Below are 16,052 nucleotides of genomic sequence, written 5' to 3' on the forward strand. Positions count from 1 at the left end.
CCCCACCATGCTGCTCATCCCCTGCCCGTGGTGCGGGCCCCGCGACGAGGCCGAGTTCCACTACGGCGGCCAGGCCCACGTGCCCTACCCCGAGACCCCCGCGTCCCTCACCGACGAGGAGTGGGCCCGGTACCTCTTCTTCCGCGCCAACCCGAAGGGCCCCTTCGCCGAACGCTGGGCCCACACGGCAGGCTGCCGGCGATGGTTCAACGCCGTACGCGACACGTCGACGAACGAGATCCTGACGGTGTACCGCCCGGGGGAGCCGCGCCCGGCAACCGTCCGGCCCCGTCCGCCGATTGCGGCCCGCCCGTCGAATCCGGCCGGTCCGGCGTTCGAGGACAAGGCCCCCCAGGGCGAAGGGGGATCCGGCAGCGCGGGCGCCGGCGGGGCCGTGGCGGCGGCGCCCCTTCAGGACGGGAGGGGCAGGGGCGGCGGGGGCACCGCGTCCGTCCGCGGCCGGAGCGCGGGGCCCTACCGCACCCCCACCGGCGGCCGGATCGACCGCACCGCCCCCCTCACCTTCACCTTCGACGGCACCGAACACCAGGGCTACCGAGGCGACACCCTCGCCTCCGCCCTCCTCGCCAACGGTGTCGTCCGGGCCGCCACGAGCGTCAGACTCGGCCGCCCCCGCGGCATCTTCACCGCGGGCCCGGAGGAACCCAACGCGGTCGTCCAGATCGAGGCCCCCTTCCCCGAACCCATGCTCCCCGCCACCACCGTCGAGCTGTACGACGGCCTGGTGGCCACCGGCCTCCCCGGCCGGGGACGGCTCGCCACCGAACCCGACCCGGCCCGCTACGACGCCGTACACGCCCACTGCGACCTGCTGGTCGTCGGCGCCGGGCCGGCCGGCCTCGCGGCGGCGGCGGCCGCGGCCACCGGCGGCGCCCGCGTCATCCTCGCCGACGACCAGCCGGAGCCCGGCGGCAGCCTCCTGGGCACCGGCGAGCACCCCGACTGGGTGGCCGCGACCCGCGGCCGCCTCGAAGCCGCCCCCGAGGTCCGCGTCCTGCTCCGCACCACCGTCTTCGGCCACTACGACGACAACCACCTCCTCGCCGTCGAGCGCCGCACCGCCCACCTCGGCGCCGCCGCCCCCGCGCACGTCTCCCGCGAACGCGTCTGGCGGATCCGCGCCCGGCACGTCGTCCTCGCCACCGGCGCCCACGAGCGGTCCCTCGCGTTCGGCGACAACGACCGCCCGGGTGTGATGCTGGCCGCCTCCGCCCGCACCTACCTCCACCGGTACGCCGTGGTGCCCGGCCGCCGCGCGGTGGTGTTCACCACCAACGACAGCGCCTACCGCGCCGCACTCGACCTGGCGGCGGCCGGCGCCGAGATCGCGGCGATCGCCGACACCCGGCCGGAGCCGGGGGAGTGGGCCGAACGCGCCCGGACCGCCGGGATCGAGGTGCTGGCCGCAGGCGCGGTCACCGGCACGACGGGTGATACGCGGCTCACCTCCGTGACCGTCGCCCCCCTCCACGGCCCCGGCGGGGAAAGGGAGTTCGCCGCCGACCTGCTCCTCGTATCCGGCGGCTGGAACCCGGTCGCGCACCTGTTCAGCCAGGCGGGCGGCAGGCTCCGCCACGACGAGACGCTCGGCACGTTCGTCCCCGACGGCTGCCGTCAGGCGGTGGTGGCCGCGGGCGCCGCGAACGGGGCGTTCGACCTCGCCACGGCCCTCGCCCAGGGCGCGGCGGCCGGCGCCCGCGCGGCCGAGGCGGAGGGCTACGCCGCCCGGAGCCCCGCCCTCCCCACCGTCACCGCCCAGCCTTACACCCCGCCCATGCAGGTGTTCACGATCCCGACCGCCACCGGCGCCCCCCGCTTCGTCGACCTCCAGCGCGACGTCACCGTCGCCGACCTGGCCCGGGCGACCGGCGCGGGCCTGCGCTCGGTGGAGCACACCAAGCGCTACACCACCGCCGGCACCGCGGGCGACCAGGGCAAGACCGGCGGGGTGCTGGCGAGCGGGGTCGTCGCCGAACTCCTCGGCGTGGACGTCTCGGCGCTCGGCCTGCCGACCTTCAGACCGCCCTACACCCCCGTCGCCTTCGCCGCCCTCGCCGGCCGCCACCGGGGCGCGCTCCACGACCCGGTCCGCACGACCGCCCTGCACGGCTGGCACGTCGAACACGGCGCGCTGTTCGAGAACGTCGGGCAGTGGAAGCGGCCCTGGTACTACCCGCGGGACGGCGAGGACAGGGAGACGGCCGTGCTGCGCGAGTGCCGTGCCGCCCGCGAGGGCGTGGCCCTCATGGACGCCTCCACGCTCGGCAAGATCGACGTGCAGGGTCCGGACGCCGCGCTCTTCCTGGAGCGGCTCTACACCAACATGATCAGTACCCTGAAGGTCGGCAGCATCCGCTACGGCGTGATGTGCCGCCTGGACGGAATGGTCTTCGACGACGGCACGGTCATCCGGCTGGCCCCGGACCGGTTCCTGGTCACCACCACGACCGGCAACGCGGCGGCCGTCCTGGACTGGATGGAGGAGTGGCTGCAGACCGAGTGGACCGGCCTGCGGGTGCACTGCACCTCGGTCACCGAACACTGGGCCACGGTCGCCCTGGTCGGCCCGAGGTCCCGCGAGGTCCTCGGCTCCCTCGCACCCCGGCTCGCCGTGTCCAACGACGACTTCCCCTTCATGACATGGCGGCAGACCGCGGTCGCCGGCCTCGACGCCCGGGTGTGCCGGATCAGTTTCTCCGGCGAACTCGCCTACGAGATCAACGTGTCGCCGTGGCGGGCCGGCGCGCTGTGGGAGGTGCTGTGCACGGCGGGGGAGCCGTACGGCATCACCCCCTACGGCACCGAGACCATGCACGTCCTGCGTGCCGAGAAGGGCTACCCGATCGTCGGCCAGGACACCGACGGCACGGTCACCCCGCAGGACCTCGGCATGGGCTGGGCGGTGTCCAGGAAGAAGACCGACTTCATCGGCAAGCGCTCCCACACCCGCCCCGACACCGCCCGCCCCGGCCGCAAGCAGCTGGTCGCCCTGCTCACGGACGATCCCGGCGCCCTCCTCCCGGAAGGCACGCAGCTGGTCGCCGGGCGCGAACTGCCCGCCCCGCCCGTCCCGATGCTCGGCCACGTCACCTCCAGCTACCGCAGCGCGGCGCTCGGCCGGACCTTCGCGCTGGCCTTGGTCAAGGGTGGCCGGGACCGCATCGGCGACCGTCTCTACGCACCCGTCGGCGCCCGGCTGCTGCCGGTGACCGTCGCCGGTCCCGTCCTCTACGACCCCGAGGGAGCCCGCCGTGACGGCTGACACCGCCCCGGCCGCAGCGCCGCGCAGCCCGCTGGCCGATGCCGCGCACCGGCTGGCCGGCGTCACCCGCGCCTCCCGGGGCGCGGTTCGGCTGGCCGAACTCCCCTTCCTGGCGCAGGTGAACGTCCGCCTGGACGCCAAGGGCCCGGCGGCGGACGCGGTCGGAGCGGCCCTGGGACTCACCCTGCCCCCGCAACCCGACACCGTGGTGCACGCGGGGGAGGTGAGCGCGGTGCGGCTGGGTCCGGACGAGTGGCTGGTGGTCGGCAGGCCCGGCACCGAGCGGGACCTGGAGCGCCGGATCCGGTCGGCGGCCGGGGACGAGCCGGTCGCCGTCACCGATGTCTCCGCCCAGCGCACCACCCTGCTGGTCGGCGGACCCCGCGCCCGTGATCTGCTGTCCCACGGCTGTGCGCTGGACCTGCACCCGCGCGCCTTCGGCCCCGGCCGATGCGCCCAGACCACCCTCGCCCGCACCCAGGTCGTGCTGGTCGCCCGGGACGGGAGCCGGGGCGGCTTCTGGGTGCTGGTGCGCTCCTCCTTCGCCGGCTACCTGGTGGACTGGCTGCTGGACGCGGCCGTCGAACACGCTTGAGCGGCGCCCGCCGTCGTCTCAGCGGGATTCCTGCGCGAGCCGCTCCAGGTGGGCCGTGCGTGATTCCGCGGTCTGGCCCTGGACCAGGAGGAACAGGGCCTCCCGGGCCAGCCGCTGAGCGCGGGCGGTGACGGACATCGCCCGGCCGCCGCCGGTCACCAAGGCCGCCGTGGTGACCGTACGCATCAGCGTGAACGCCTCGGCCCGCAGCGCCAGCCGCTGCGCCCCGTGCTCCTGCGGCACCGGATGGTCCGCGAGCGCGTAGGCCCGGCGGCGGACCTCGTCGGCACGGGCCCGCAGCGGTGCGGCGTACTCGTCGCCGAGCAGGGCCAGGGCCGCCGCCGTGATCCCGAAGACCGCCGGGTTGGCGTCGCGGGTCCTCGGACGGTCCGTCGCCGCCCAGTCCCGGTACGGCATGCGGCGCGCGACGGCGTCCTCGGGTACCCGCAGGCCGTCCAGGTCCAGGGAGACGGTCCGGGACGCGGTGAGCGCGGCCAGCCGCATCGGCTCCGACGGGCGCAGCCCCGGCTGCTCCCGTGCCTCGACGAAGGCGAACAGGGCTTCGTCGTCCTCGGTGACCCCGGCCAGCAGCAGCACGTCGTTCAGGCCCCAGCCGGTGTACCAGGGGACGGTGCCGTGGAAACGCCAGGCGCCGCCCTCGCGCCGGGCCCGCACCGGGACCCGCGGGTACGACCGCAGATGCGCGTACGCCACCCCGGACAGCAGCTCGCCCCGCGCCAGCGGACCCAGCAGCCGCTCCCGGACGGGCAGTTCGGCCTGGGCCAGGGTCAGCACCGGAGTGTGGTGCTGGGTCTGCACGAACCAGGTCGAGCAGCACGCCCCGGCCAGGATCTCCGCCGTCTCCCGCGCCACGGCCGCGGGCGCCGCCGACCCGCCGTAGGCCACCGGAGCGTTCAGGCCGAGCAGGCCCGAGCCTCTGACCGCCTCGAGTGGCTCACCGGCACTCCCTCCTGATCGACGCGCTCCGCGGCGGGGGAGAGGAGGCTGTCGGCGAGTTCCCGGGCGCGGATGACGAGCGGATGCGCGGAGATGGTCATGGACGGGATTCTTCCGGCTGTCCGGGGCGGGGTGCCGATCCGGGGACCCGCCGTTCGTGTGGAAGGCGGCCGGCTGAGCGGCCTGCCGGCGGGAGTGCGGGCGGGGGCGCGGCCGAGAGGGGTTGCGTGGTGGCGGAATCTGCTTCGGCCCCTGAAAGGTTGCACTATGCATCCGACTGATCGGCATCCAGCCGGGCCGCCAGGCCCGTACGCACCACCAGCACGGCATCCGTGAACCAGTCCGCCCCCGAGCAGCCCGCCGACGTCGTGGCGCGGCTGCGCGCCGCCTTCCGCACCGGCCGCACCAAGCCCGTCGAACGGCCCACCGGCCGGCTGCGCCGACCGCGCGCCCTGCTCACGCAGGGCGGCGACGAGCTGGCCGCCGCTCTCCACGCGGACCTGGGCAGGAGCGCCACCGAGGCGCACCGCACGGAGATCGACTTCACCGTCCGCGAGATCGGCCACAGCCTGGACCACCTGGCGGAGCGGCTGCGTCCCGAACCCGCCCCCGTCCCGGCGCACCTGGGCGGCGACGCGAGCGCCTGGGCGCAGTACGCCCCTCCCCCGGACTCCGTCCGGGACCCCCGGCGTCGTCCTCGTCATCGCCCCGTGGAACTGCCCGGCCCAGTTGCTGCTCGCCCCGGTGTCCGGAGCCCTCGCCGCGGGCAACGCGGTCGTCGCCAGGCCCAGCGAGCCGGCCCCGGCGACCTCGGCCGCGCCGGCCCGCCTGCTGCCGGCCTGTCTCGAAGGCCGTCGCCGTCGCCGTCGTCGAGGCGTGTCCCCGAGACCACGGCCCTGCTCGCCGAACGCTTCGACCACATCTTCTGCACCGGCAACGACGTCGTCGGCCGGATCCCCCGCGCACCTCGCGCGAGGGCCCCAGGCCTGCGGTACCGCACGCCCCGGCGACGGGCCTCCGCCGCCGCCCGCGGCGTCTTTGGGGGACGGGCTCACGGGCGGCGCGTGCCGTCCGTCCGCCTACACTGCCGTAGACGGTCTGCGAGACCTGGTACGAGGAAGAAGGGGTGACGGACCTTCCATGGCCGACGCGAAGGACGAACGCCGGCCCGCCGGTGAGCTGGAGGCGAGCGTCATGGCGGCCCTCTGGGCCGCCGGCGAGCCCCAGACCCCCGGACAGGTCCAGCACAGCCTCGGCACGGACCTGGCCCGCACCACCGTGACGACGATCCTCACCCGGCTGCACGACAAGGGCGTGGTCGGCCGGCACCGTCAGGGCCGCGGTTTCGCCTACTTCCCCGTGCAGGACGCGCAGGGCCTGACCGCCAAGCGGATGCACAGCGAACTGGACCGCGACGCCGACCGGGAGGCCGTGCTCGCCCGGTTCGTCGCCCAGCTCAGCCCCGACGACGAGCGTCTCCTGCGGAGTCTGCTCGACGCCGGCGAACGGCCCGGGGCGTCATGACCGTACTGCTGATCCTGCCGCTGCTGGTGCCGTTCACGCTGCCCGCGCTCGCCCGGCGGGCTCTGGACCGGCTGGCGCCCGCCGCCGCCCTCTGGGTCATCACCGCCGCAGCCGTCGCCCTCGCGGGCTGCGCCCTGACCGCGCTCGGCGCGTTCCTGCTGGCCGGGCTGCTCAGGCTGCCGTTCTTCGCGTCGCTCGGCGAGCTGATCCGGCCGCTGCACACGCTCTCCGACCGCTACGCCCTGCCGCTCTCGGCCCTCGCGGCCGGCGCACTCGCGGTCTGGGCCGGGACCGGCACCCGGTGGGTGCTGCGGCAGGCCCGCGCCTTCCGCGCCGCTCGTACGGAGGCCGGGCAGCGACCGGCCGCGGGTGATCTGTGCGTGGTGGAGTCGCCGGTTCCGGACGCGTACGCGCTGCCCGGACGGCCGCACCGGATCGTCGTCACCACGGGGATGCTGCGCAGCCTGGACGGACCCGAACGGGAGGCGCTGTTCGCGCACGAACGGGCGCACAACCGCGGCGGCCATCACTACTTCCTGGCCGCCGCGGAGCTCGCGGCGCACTGCCATCCCGCGCTGCGGCGGGTCCGGGCCGAGGTGCGACTGGCCGTGGAGCGGGTCGCCGACGAGGCCGCGGCGCGCACGGTGGGGGACCGGCGGCTGACCGCCCGTGCGATCGCGCGGGCCGCGCTGGCGGGACAGTACAGAGGGACCGTGCGGCCGGCGTTCGTGTCGGGGGCGGCGTCGGGGCCGGTGCCGCGACGAGTGGCGGCGCTGCTGGCCGCGCCGCGGGGCCGGCGCCGGGCCGGTTCCGGATTCGCGGCGCTGCTCGTGGCGTGCGCCGTGCTGTCGTGCGCCGCTTCCGCGACCGGGATGGCCGACCTCCACCATCGGGTGGAGGTCGCGCAGGGGGAAGCACGGCGGTAGGGCGTTCACACACCGCCGACCGGCGCGGTCCGGGGACCCCGCTCCCCGCGTCCCAGCCGGGGCCTGCGGAGACAGACGACTGGCGTCCGGCAAGTTTTACGTATAACCTCTTCCGCTAACCGCTCCACCGAAAGGCCCCCATGCGACGCGTCGCCCTGGTCACCCTCGTCGTCGGCGACTACGACGAGGCGATCCGCTTCTACACCGAGGCCCTCGGGTTCCGGCTGGTCGAGGACGCGCCGCGGCCGGACGGGTCCCGCTGGGTCGTCGTGGCGCCCGGGACGGAGGGGGACGGCACCGGACTGCTGCTCGCCCGCGCCAAGGACGACGAGCAGCGTGCTCGCGTCGGCGACCAGACCGGCGGGCGTGTCGGGTTCTTCCTGCACACCGACGACTTCGCCCGCGACCACGCCCGGATGACCGCCGCCGGCGTGACCTTCCTGGAGGAGCCGCGGCACGAGCCGTACGGCAGTGTCGCCGTCTTCCAGGACCTGTACGGCAACCGCTGGGACCTGCTCCAGCCCGCCCTCTGACCGACCCACCGGAACCACCTGCCGAGGAAAGCTCCGCCATGACTGCTACGCGCGTAGACGCCGATGTGATCCGCCGCCTCCCCAAGGCCGTCCTGCACGACCACCTCGACGGCGGCCTGCGCCCCGCCACCCTCGTCGAGCTCGCGGCCGAGGTCGGCCACACGCTGCCCACCACCGACCCGGACGAGCTGGCCGCCTGGTACCTCGAGGCCGCCGACTCCGGTGATCTGGTGCGGTACATAGCCACCTTCGAGCACACCCTCGCCGTCCTGCAGACCAAGGACGGGCTGCGCCGCGTCGCCGAGGAGTACGTCCTCGACCTCGCCGCCGACGGTGTGGTGTACGGCGAGGTGCGCTACGCACCGGAGCTGAACGTCAAGGGCGGCCTCGGCATGGGCGAGGTCGTGGAGAGCGTGCAGGAGGGACTCGCCGCGGGAATGGCGAAGGCCGCCGCGGCGGGCACCCCGGTCCGGGTCGGCACCCTGCTGTGCGGCATGCGGATGTTCGACCGGGTCGGCGAGGCCGCCGCGCTCGCCGTCGCCTACCGCGACGCCGGAGTCGTCGGCTTCGACATCGCCGGCGCCGAGGACGGCTTCCCGCCCGCCGACCACCTCGCCGCCTTCGAGCACCTGCGCCGCGAGAGCGTGCCCTTCACCATCCACGCCGGTGAGGCGCACGGCCTGCCCAGCATCCACCAGGCGGTCCAGGTGTGCGGCGCCGAGCGCATCGGGCACGGGGTGCGGATCACCGAGGACATCGTCGACGGCAAGCTCGGCCGCCTCGCGAGCTGGGTGCGCGACCGCCGGATCGCCCTGGAGATGTGCCCGACCTCCAACCTCCAGACCGGCTGTGCCTCCTCCGTCGCCGGGCACCCGATCACCGCGCTGAAGGAGCTGGGCTTCCGGGTCACCCTCAACACCGACAACCGGCTGGTGTCGGGGACGACGATGACCCGGGAGATGTCCCTGCTGGTGGACGAGGCCGGCTGGACGGCCGAGGACCTGCGCACGGTCACGGTGAACGCGCTGAAGAGCGCCTTCATCCCGTTCGACGAGCGCACGGCCCTCATCGAGGACGTCGTCCTGCCGGGTTACGCGTCCGTGCTCTGAGGCAGCCCCCGCAGATAGGCGGCCTGTCCGACGTGCTGGAGATCGTCGGACAGGACGCTCACCAGCCGGACGCCCAGCGTGACCGGCGGATCGAAGCGGGTGTCCACGACCCGTTCGAGATCCTTGGCGGGGAGCTCGCGCAGCACCCCCAGTGTCTGCTCGTGCACCGCGTCGTAGTAGCCGGTCAGCAGGTCGCCGGAGTCCACCGTGACCTTCGCGACCTGCGCGGGGGTGTGGCCGTACCCGTGGTCACGGGGCGGCAGGTCAAGGCCGAAACGCTTCTCCCAGCCCTGGGCCAGCCACACCTGGTCGAGGTCGAAGGCGTCGGCGACATGGTCGTCCTGGATCCGGGTGAGGTGCCAGACCAGCCAGGTGATGGAGTTGGCCCCGGGCGCCGGGGGCCTGTTGAGCAGGTCGGGGTCGAGGCCGTCGAGGGCGGCGTGGACTTCTTCCTGGATGCGGCCGAAGCCGTCGATGAGGATGTCCCTTGCATGCATGTGACCACGATCGCGCATCGCGGCGCTTCGTGCGTCCGGAATCCGGCTTCCGTGGAATCCCGGCGGACCCTGCCGGGCGGACGGACCCGGCTCGCCGCCCCACCCGGGCCGGGTGTTCCCGGTTCCAGGCGTACGGCGCCCGGGTGCCGGCCTCGGCGGCCACCGGGCCGAGGCCGTGAGTTCCTCCGTGACCGGCGCGAACGCACCCCGGAGGAACGGAGACCGGCGATGCGTCACTTCCGCCGTCGGCGCGTCCGCGCCGATCGGGAAGCCGAGGTCAGGAGGGATGGCCCCCCTCCGGGAGCGTTGCCAGACCCCCTGTCTCCAGCAAGGTGATCAGCGCCCGGGCCGCCGGGCTGGTGGCCGTCTCGGGCGGCAGCAGGGCGACCGTCTCGTACACGTCCTCGTCCGTGTCCTTCAGCGCGAGCGCGGTCAGCGCGGGCCGCTTGTGCCGGAAGTGCCGGGGCACCACGGCGATCCCGAGGTTCTCGTCGACCAGGTCGAGGAGGCTGTGCACGTCGTTGACCTCCAGGGCGACCGTGCGCCGTACGCCCGCCGCGGCGAAGGCCGAGTCGGTCGTACGGCGCGGGCCCCAGTCCGGGTGGAAGTCGACGAACACCTCCCCGCCGAGGTCCGCCGGGAGCACCGCTGCGCCGGCCGTGGCCAGCCGGTGGCTGGGATGGCACAGCACGGTCATCGGCTCGCCGGTCAGGGCCACCGAGCGCAGCTGGTCGGTGTCGTCCTGGGTGCGGTAGGCGAACGCCAGGTCCAGCCGCCCGGCCGCCACCTCCTCGGCGAGGGCGCCCGAACCGGCCTGCCGCAGCCGTATCTCCACATCCGGGTGGCGTCGCCGGAAGGCGGCCAGGAGCCCGGCCACATGCACACCGGCGATGCACTGCTCGGTGCCCAGCGCCAGCGTCCCGCGCAGCACGCCCTGCACCGCGGCCACCGCCTCGTGCGCCGACCGCACCTGTGCGAGGATGCGCTCCGCCTCACCGAGCAGCGCCCGGCCCGCCTCGGTGAGCGTCACCCGGCGGGTGGTCCGCACGAACAGCGGCGCCCGCAGTTCCCGCTCGAGGGCCCGGATGGAGGCGGACAGGCCCGACTGGGACACCAGCAGCCGTTCCGCGGCCCGGGTGAAGTGCTGGTCCTCGGCGACGGCGACGAAGTGCTGAAGGTGGCGCAGTTCCATGATTGAGAAGCCTAGCCGCACAATTCCATCGCATTCTCCTGTTGGACCACTGCCGGGGCTCGGGGAAGAGTGGAGCCGGTAGATCCTGTGCCCACCCCTCTGGAGTCGCGTTGTACACCGCACACCCCGACCGCTACGCCGACATGCCCTACCGCCGCAGCGGCCGCAGCGGTCTGAAGCTTCCCGCGTTGTCGCTCGGCCTGTGGCACAACTTCGGGCCCGACCGGCCCGTGACGGCCCAGCGTGCCATCCTGCGCCGCGCCTTCGACCTCGGGGTCACCCACTTCGACCTGGCCAACAACTACGGTCCGCCGCCCGGCTCCGCCGAGTCGGCGTTCGGCGAGGCGCTGAAGGCGGACCTCGCGGGGTACCGCGACGAGCTGGTGATCTCCACCAAGGCCGGCTACCTGATGTGGCCCGGCCCGTACGGCGAGTGGGGTTCGCGCAAGTACCTGCTGTCGTCGCTGGACCAGTCCCTGAACCGGATGGGCCTGGACTACGTCGACATCTTCTACTCGCACCGGCCGGACCCGGAGACTCCCCTGGAGGAGACGATGGGCGCCCTGCACTCCGCGGTCCAGCAGGGCAAGGCGCTGTACGTCGGCGTCTCCAACTACTCGGCGGAGCAGACCCGCGAGGCCGCCCGGATCCTCGGCGAGCTGGGCACCCCGCTCCTGATCCACCAGCCGCGCTACTCGATGCTGGACCGCCGCCCGGAGACCGAGGGCGTCCTGGACGCCCTCGACGAGCTCCAGGTCGGCTCCATCGTCTTCTCCCCGCTGGAGCAGGGGCTGCTCACCGGCCGTTACCTCGACGGCATCCCGGAGGGCTCCCGGGCCGCGAGCGGCAGCCCGTTCCTGAACTCGGACGCGGTCACCGAGGACCTGGTCGGCAGGCTGCGCGCCCTGGACGAGGTCGCCAAGGGCCGCGGCCAGACCCTCGCCCAGCTCGCCCTGTCCTGGGTGCTGCGCGGTGGCCGGGTGACCTCCGCGCTGATCGGCGCGAGCAGCCCGCAGCAGGTCGAGGACTGCGTCGGCGCCGTCGCCAACCTCGACTTCGACGCCGAGGAACTGGCCCGGATCGACGCGATCGTCAGCCGCTGAGCGTCGTCGCCCGCCGGTGACCGGCCCGGTGAGGCGGACCGCACCGCGTCCGCCTCACCGGGCCGGGTCAGGCCCCGTCCGGCACCCGGTCCAGGAAGCCCAGCACCTGCCGGATCCGGCCGTCCTCGCTCAGTGTGACCACGTCAAAACCGGCCACCGGCGCCGAACCGTCGGCCTGGTTCACCAGCTCCCAGCCGAAGCGCGCGGTGTCGTGGTGGCCGTCGACGGCCCCGAGGAGACGGAACGCGAAACCCGGGAACTGCTCGTGCGCCGCCGCGATCACGGCCGTGATCTGGGCGTGCCCGGCCACGTCGGCGAGCGGGTCGGTGTAGGTGCCGTCCGGAGTCCAGGCTTCCGCGACCGCCTTGCCCAGCGCCTCGGGCTCGGCGGCGTTCCAGGCCTCGAAGTAGCGGGCGGCGGCGGCCTGGTGACGCTCGGTGTTCACGGACATGGTGAATCAGCCTCCAACGAGGGTGTCATGGCTGGTCAGGGAGTGGATCGCGGCTTGCGGCGATCCGTTGGCACCACCATGCCCGGATCCGCGTGACGGGTCGATTACCCCTCGGGTAATGAAGACGGGTCCGTACAGCTGGCGCATTTCGGCCAATTCGTAGGCGGAATATGCCAAGAGACTGGCCGGAAAGATGTGGTGACAGTGTTTCGAAAGTGAACATACTCGAATGTCAGGAGCACTTCACCGCACAGGAGCCGCACGGAACACCGGCCCGCGACGGCACACCGGCGAGCTACGGGGGAGTGATCGTGCACGACGAATTCCTGTGCCATGTCACGGCATACGGCGTCTGCGGCGGGCAGCGTATCGGCGTTCCGCTGGGCACCTACCGTGCGCCGACCCTGGCACTCGCGCTGTGGTGGTTACGGGACCGGGCGTCGTGGATCGCGGAACGGCTGGACCCCTTACCCGAGAATCCGCGATATCCGCAGGGGGCGCTCGTCCCGGTGGGGGCGGCCGTCTCGGACGTACCCGGTCTGCTGCGCGCCTGGTGCGCCGACGTGGTCCGCCAGGAACTCGTCGCCGACGAACTGGCCGGCGGACGGCTGGTGCGGATCGCCGTCCAGGACGACACCACCGAGTACGAACTGCTCGCCGAGTCCGTCGACGCCCTCCGTATGCAGCGCACCATCCCCTCCCTCGTCGTCCCCGTGGCCTGACGCGTGACAGCCGCCGCCCGTGCGGTCCGCAGCCCGGCGACGTGGTCGGGCGTGTAGGGCGTATGAGCTGACAAATCGGTAGAATTTTGGTCATGGCGGAGCGGCCGGTCACCTCGACGGCGCCCGAACTCGTCCTGGAGACCGACACGGGATCCACGGTGATGAGCCCGGGCCGCGACTACCACGTCGGACGGGACCCGTACAGCGACATCGTCATCGACGACTCCCGGGTCTCCTGGCACCACGCGGTGCTGAAGCCCGCGGACGACCACTGGACCCTCCACGACGAGCAGAGCACCAACGGCACCTACGCCGACGGCCGCCGCATCCGGGAATGGGAAGTGGGCCCCGGTACCGTCATCCGCTTCGGCAGCCCCGCCGACGGACCGAGCGCCGTTCTCGTCGGCCGCCCGCCACCCGCCCCGGACCGCCCCTCCGTCGTCTCGATGCCCAGCCGCACCGGCACCTTCCGGCAGCCGTCCTCGGTACGACGACTGCCCGCCCGCACCGTCCGGATCGGCCGCGCCACCGACAACGACATCGTCGTCGACGACCTGATCGTCTCCCGCCACCACGCCGAACTGCGCGTCCACCCCGACGGCAGCCACGAGATCGTCGACCTCGACAGCCACAACGGCACCTACCTCAACGGGCGCTCCGTGGTCCGCGCACCGCTCGGACCCCGGGACGTCGTCGGCATCGGCCACTCGGCGTTCTGCCTGGTCGACGGCCAGCTGCAGGAGTACGTCGACACCGGCGAGGTCTCCCTCGACGTCCAGGAACTCACCGTCGCAGTCGACCGCGGCCGCAAGATCCTGCTCGACCACGTCTCCTTCCCGGTCGGCGAGAAGTGCCTGCTCGCCGTGGTCGGGCCCAGCGGCGCCGGCAAGTCCACCCTGCTCGGCGCCCTCACCGGCCAGCGCCCCGCCGAGCACGGCACCGTCCTCTACGACGGCCGCGACCTCTACCGCGACTACGCCGAACTGCGCCAGCGCATCGGCCTGGTCCCGCAGGACGACATCCTGCACGTCCAGCTGACCGTGCGCAGCGCCCTCACCTACGCCGCCGAACTGCGCTTCCCCGAGGACACCGCGAAGGCCGAGCGCCGGGAGCGGGTCGAGGAGGTCATCGGGGAACTCGGCCTCGAACAGCGCGCCGACCAGCCCGTGCACAGCCTCTCGGGCGGCCAGCGCAAGCGGGTCAGCGTCGCCCTGGAACTGCTGACCAAGCCCTCGCTGCTCTTCCTCGACGAACCGACCTCCGGACTCGACCCGGGCATGGACCGCTCGGTGATGAACATGCTGCGTGGCCTCGCCGACGACGGCCGTACCGTCATCGTCGTCACCCACAGCGTGCTCAGCCTCGACGCCTGCGACCGTCTCCTGGTCCTGGCGCCGGGCGGCCGGACCGCGTACTTCGGCCCGCCCGGCGACGCCCTCGGCTTCTTCGGCTTCGGCGAATGGCCCGAGGCCTTCGAGGCGTTCGAGCGGGACACCGACCGGGACTGGGCGGGGGAGTTCCGCGCCTCGTCGTACCACCGGAAGTACATCGTGAACTCCAGCGGCCAGCCCGTCCTGCCGCGCAGCGGACCGGTCGCCGCGCCCCCGCCGCCGCGGCCGCGCAGCTGGGGAGCCCAGTTCTCGACCCTGGTGCGCCGCTACACCGCCGCGCTCCTCGCCGACCGCACCTTCCTCGCCATCATGATCGGACTGCCGTTCGTCATGGGCGCGATGGCCCGGGCCGTGGCCGGCAACAGGCTCACCTTCGACACCGCGACCAACGCCCTGCTCACCCTGTGCGTGGGCGGCGTGCTGACCGGCGCGGCCAACGCGGTCCGTGAACTGGTCAAGGAACGCGTCATCTACCAGCGCGAAAGAGCGGTCGGCCTGCCCAGATCGGCGTACGTGATGTCGAAGGTCGTGGTCCTCGGCGCCATCACCGTCCTCCAGGCGATCGTGCTCACCCAGGTCGGTCTGGCCGGCGTCGCCCTCGACGCGCCCGGCGGCGAAGGGGTGCTGATGCCACCCCTGCTGGAGATCACCGTCGCCGTGGCCGTGCTCTCCTTCACGGCGATGATGCTCGGCCTGCTGATCTCCGCCCTGGTCCGCAAGGAGGAGGTGACGATGCCGCTGCTGGTGCTGCTCACCGTCGTCCAGGTCGTCTTCTGCGGAACCCTGCTGAAACTGGACGGCGTACCCGGTCTCGAACAGCTCGCCTGGCTGGTGCCCTCGCGGTGGGCGCTCGGCGCCATGGCCGGCACCGTCGACCTGCACCGGATCGTGCCGGGCAAACTCACCGCCGACCCGTTCTTCCGGCACTCGGCGGGCGTCTGGCTGCGCAACATGGTCATGCTGGTGGTGCTGTCCGCGGCCTTCGGCTGTGTCCTGTCACGGCTGCTGCGCCGCCACGAACCCGCCGTGATGCGGAAGTAGGCGAGGCGATGACCACGAGCCCAGGGTTCCGGCCCACCCACGTCGTCCCGTCCGACGGCATGCCCGCCTGGGAGGCCCCCGACCCCGCCCGGCCGACCGTGCCCCTGGACCCGCTGCTGCCGGTGCAGCTCGTGGAGCGGCGCGGCGACTGGGCCCACATCGGCTGTGCCAACGGCTGGGCCGCCTGGGTCGACGGCCGCTACCTCGTCGCCGTACCCGTGGACCCGCCCCTGACCGGCGGCCCGGCCGCCGACGCCACCGACCCGCGCCCCCTGCTGGACCGGGCGGCGCGGGCCCTCGCCGACTACCGGGACGCCGTCGAGGACCTCGCCGGCGGCAGCCTCGACGGGGAGACCTTCCAGGGCCGTACGCGCGGGCTGCGCATCGGGGTGGTGGTCGACGGGGAGTCCATGTGGCTGTACGACCCGGCCGAGGGACGCTGGCTGTACGGCGACGGACGGCGGCTCACGACGTACCTCACCGACCGGGACGTCACCGACGGGGACCTCGTGGAGGGGGACTTCACCGGCCCGGGCCCGGCCGACGGACATCGCACCGGCCGGCCCGGGCCGGCCGGCCACGATCCCGGCCACCACCCCACGCGTGTCGTGACCACCGACGGTGAGCGGCAGCGCTAGGTGTATTGCCCTGTGAGGTTGGGGACGCGGCTGGCGGGTGGTTGGCCCTTGAGCGCGGTGTGTCCGCGGTGGTGATTGTAGGTGTGCAGC

The 16,052-nt window shown here is 73.6% G+C and carries 13 protein-coding genes and 2 pseudogenes; 11 read left to right on the plus strand and 4 right to left on the minus strand.

Annotated features, from left to right (window positions below; all coding sequences use genetic code 11):
• The first annotated feature begins 7 nt into the window (after positions 1-7).
• Positions 8-3,283, plus strand: a complete 3,276-nt coding sequence (locus tag ACFXI4_RS43345) for a sarcosine oxidase subunit delta family protein (protein ID WP_385002869.1) — start codon at positions 8-10, stop codon at positions 3,281-3,283.
• Entirely contained in the window at positions 3,273-3,878 is a 606-nt protein-coding gene (locus ACFXI4_RS43350) for a sarcosine oxidase subunit gamma (RefSeq protein ID WP_385002873.1), read from the plus strand. The genes ACFXI4_RS43345 and ACFXI4_RS43350 overlap by 11 nt, the downstream gene beginning before the upstream one ends.
• Positions 3,879-3,896: 18 nt before the next feature.
• On the opposite strand, the pseudogene ACFXI4_RS43355 reads toward ACFXI4_RS43350, so the two are convergent.
• Positions 3,897-4,936, minus strand: a pseudogene (locus ACFXI4_RS43355) (acyl-CoA dehydrogenase family protein).
• 231 nt (positions 4,937-5,167) lie between these two features.
• Between ACFXI4_RS43355 and ACFXI4_RS43360 the strand changes: the two are divergent.
• The 5 genes and pseudogenes from ACFXI4_RS43360 to ACFXI4_RS43380 form a co-directional block, all read left to right on the plus strand.
• A pseudogene (locus ACFXI4_RS43360) lies at positions 5,168-5,791 on the plus strand (aldehyde dehydrogenase family protein); the annotation flags it as partial.
• Between the two features lie 184 nt (positions 5,792-5,975).
• Positions 5,976-6,359, plus strand: a complete 384-nt coding sequence (locus ACFXI4_RS43365; protein ID WP_385002876.1) for a BlaI/MecI/CopY family transcriptional regulator — start codon at positions 5,976-5,978, stop codon at positions 6,357-6,359.
• The gene (locus ACFXI4_RS43370; RefSeq protein ID WP_385002879.1) at positions 6,356-7,285 is read left to right on the plus strand and encodes a M56 family metallopeptidase; all 930 of its coding nucleotides are present in this window, start codon (positions 6,356-6,358) and stop codon (positions 7,283-7,285) included. The genes ACFXI4_RS43365 and ACFXI4_RS43370 overlap by 4 nt, the downstream gene beginning before the upstream one ends.
• Before the next feature lie 140 nt (positions 7,286-7,425).
• Positions 7,426-7,818, plus strand: coding sequence for a VOC family protein (locus ACFXI4_RS43375; protein WP_362729357.1), 393 nt, complete (start codon positions 7,426-7,428; stop codon positions 7,816-7,818).
• A 38-nt stretch (positions 7,819-7,856) separates the two neighbouring features.
• Positions 7,857-8,927 carry an adenosine deaminase gene (locus ACFXI4_RS43380; protein ID WP_385002882.1) on the plus strand — a complete coding sequence of 357 codons (1,071 nt, stop codon included), beginning with the start codon at positions 7,857-7,859 and terminating at the stop codon, positions 8,925-8,927.
• Here ACFXI4_RS43380 and ACFXI4_RS43385 read toward each other — a convergent pair.
• Both ACFXI4_RS43385 and ACFXI4_RS43390 read right to left on the minus strand, forming a co-directional pair.
• Positions 8,909-9,424, minus strand: a complete 516-nt coding sequence (locus ACFXI4_RS43385; protein WP_362729361.1) for a DinB family protein — start codon at positions 9,422-9,424, stop codon at positions 8,909-8,911. The two genes, ACFXI4_RS43380 and ACFXI4_RS43385, sit on opposite strands and share 19 nt — an antisense overlap.
• Before the next feature lie 277 nt (positions 9,425-9,701).
• Positions 9,702-10,616 (minus strand): LysR substrate-binding domain-containing protein, encoded by a 915-nt coding sequence (locus ACFXI4_RS43390; protein ID WP_385002886.1) that lies wholly within the window; start codon positions 10,614-10,616, stop codon positions 9,702-9,704.
• A 110-nt stretch (positions 10,617-10,726) separates the two neighbouring features.
• On the opposite strand from ACFXI4_RS43390, the gene mgrA reads away from it, so the two are divergent.
• On the plus strand, positions 10,727-11,719 hold the full coding sequence (gene mgrA, locus ACFXI4_RS43395; protein ID WP_385002889.1) for an L-glyceraldehyde 3-phosphate reductase: 993 nt from the start codon (positions 10,727-10,729) through the stop codon (positions 11,717-11,719).
• A 67-nt stretch (positions 11,720-11,786) separates the two neighbouring features.
• On the opposite strand, the gene ACFXI4_RS43400 is transcribed toward mgrA, so the two are convergent.
• The gene (locus ACFXI4_RS43400) at positions 11,787-12,170 is read right to left on the minus strand and encodes a nuclear transport factor 2 family protein (RefSeq protein WP_385002892.1); all 384 of its coding nucleotides are present in this window, start codon (positions 12,168-12,170) and stop codon (positions 11,787-11,789) included.
• A 311-nt stretch (positions 12,171-12,481) separates the two neighbouring features.
• On the opposite strand from ACFXI4_RS43400, the gene ACFXI4_RS43405 reads away from it, so the two are divergent.
• The 3 genes from ACFXI4_RS43405 to ACFXI4_RS43415 all read left to right on the plus strand — a co-directional run bounded on the left by ACFXI4_RS43405 (position 12,482) and on the right by ACFXI4_RS43415 (position 15,962).
• Positions 12,482-12,892, plus strand: a complete 411-nt coding sequence (locus ACFXI4_RS43405) for a hypothetical protein (protein WP_385002900.1) — start codon at positions 12,482-12,484, stop codon at positions 12,890-12,892.
• A gap of 92 nt (positions 12,893-12,984) precedes the next feature.
• Positions 12,985-15,324 (plus strand): FHA domain-containing protein, encoded by a 2,340-nt coding sequence (locus ACFXI4_RS43410; RefSeq protein WP_385002895.1) that lies wholly within the window; start codon positions 12,985-12,987, stop codon positions 15,322-15,324.
• A gap of 8 nt (positions 15,325-15,332) precedes the next feature.
• Positions 15,333-15,962, plus strand: coding sequence for a hypothetical protein (locus tag ACFXI4_RS43415; protein ID WP_385002897.1), 630 nt, complete (start codon positions 15,333-15,335; stop codon positions 15,960-15,962).
• The last annotated feature ends 90 nt before the right edge of the window (positions 15,963-16,052 follow it).

The sequence above is a fragment of the Streptomyces sp. NPDC059224 genome (assembly GCF_042754285.1).
Lineage (GTDB): Bacteria > Actinomycetota > Actinomycetes > Streptomycetales > Streptomycetaceae > Streptomyces.

Bases quoted from the DNA above. Each gene is read 5' to 3' on its own strand.
- ACFXI4_RS43410 (WP_385002895.1), top strand. From the start codon at position 12,985: ATGGCGGAGCGGCCGGTCACCTCGACGGCGCCCGAACTCGTCCTGGAG.
- ACFXI4_RS43370 (WP_385002879.1), top strand. From the start codon at position 6,356: ATGACCGTACTGCTGATCCTGCCGCTGCTGGTGCCGTTCACGCTGCCC.
- ACFXI4_RS43365 (WP_385002876.1), top strand. From the start codon at position 5,976: ATGGCCGACGCGAAGGACGAACGCCGGCCCGCCGGTGAGCTGGAGGCG.
- ACFXI4_RS43345 (WP_385002869.1), top strand. From the start codon at position 8: ATGCTGCTCATCCCCTGCCCGTGGTGCGGGCCCCGCGACGAGGCCGAG.
- ACFXI4_RS43415 (WP_385002897.1), top strand. From the start codon at position 15,333: ATGACCACGAGCCCAGGGTTCCGGCCCACCCACGTCGTCCCGTCCGAC.
- ACFXI4_RS43390 (WP_385002886.1), bottom strand. From the start codon at position 10,616: ATGGAACTGCGCCACCTTCAGCACTTCGTCGCCGTCGCCGAGGACCAG.
- ACFXI4_RS43380 (WP_385002882.1), top strand. From the start codon at position 7,857: ATGACTGCTACGCGCGTAGACGCCGATGTGATCCGCCGCCTCCCCAAG.
- ACFXI4_RS43385 (WP_362729361.1), bottom strand. From the start codon at position 9,424: ATGCATGCAAGGGACATCCTCATCGACGGCTTCGGCCGCATCCAGGAA.
- ACFXI4_RS43375 (WP_362729357.1), top strand. From the start codon at position 7,426: ATGCGACGCGTCGCCCTGGTCACCCTCGTCGTCGGCGACTACGACGAG.
- ACFXI4_RS43400 (WP_385002892.1), bottom strand. From the start codon at position 12,170: ATGTCCGTGAACACCGAGCGTCACCAGGCCGCCGCCGCCCGCTACTTC.